The sequence below is a fragment of the Halolamina salina genome (genome assembly GCF_042678005.1).
GTDB classification, from domain to species: Archaea; Halobacteriota; Halobacteria; order Halobacteriales; family Haloferacaceae; genus Halolamina; species Halolamina salina.
Genome location: NZ_JBHUDH010000012.1, coordinates 43,025 through 43,591 on the forward strand (window position 1 = coordinate 43,025; position 567 = coordinate 43,591).

General features: G+C 70.4%; 2 protein-coding genes. Both read left to right on the top strand.

What is annotated here, in order from left to right; genetic code table 11:
* Positions 1-179, top strand: a 179-nt coding sequence (locus ACFR9S_RS01795) for a Vms1/Ankzf1 family peptidyl-tRNA hydrolase (RefSeq protein WP_379817928.1), incomplete at its 5' end; no start/stop codon positions are given.
* 98 nt (positions 180-277) lie between these two features.
* The coding region (locus ACFR9S_RS01800; RefSeq protein ID WP_379817920.1) for a DUF1611 domain-containing protein at positions 278-567 on the top strand (290 nt) is incomplete at its 3' end.

Here is a 567-nt window from a genome sequence, read left to right on the forward strand (position 1 = left end):
CCGTCAAGGAGCACGCGACCGACGCCGATCGCGTCGTGATCGTCGGCGAGCGCAGCGTGCTCGGCGAACTGCGCGAGCTCGCTGACACGACCGCCCGCGTCGACGCGACCGGCGACCCCGAAGAAGCGCTCGAGACGGCGTTCCGCGACTTCTGGAGCGTCCGCGTGCGGGGGCTCTGACCGTTCAGTCGGATTCCCGGACTGCACCGTCGCGGCCGACCGAAGCGAGTGCTACCGCGGACCACCGATTTATACCCCCGCTCCCCGATCCCTCCACCATGTCCGAACAGAGACGGCTCGCGATCCTCGCCCACGAGAAGTTCCCCGACCGCGCGAAGACCGCCCTCGGGGTGATGCGCTACAGCGACGACGAGACCGTCGCCGTGATCGACCGTGACACCGCCGGCAGCCGCGTCCGCGACCACACCGACACCGTCCCGGACGCGCCGATCGTCGGCTCCTTCACCGAGATCGACGAGGACGTGGACGCGCTGCTGATCGGGATCGCCCCGATCGGCGGCGGCTTCGACGAGTCGTGGCGGCCGGACGTACGCGCGGCACTCGAAGC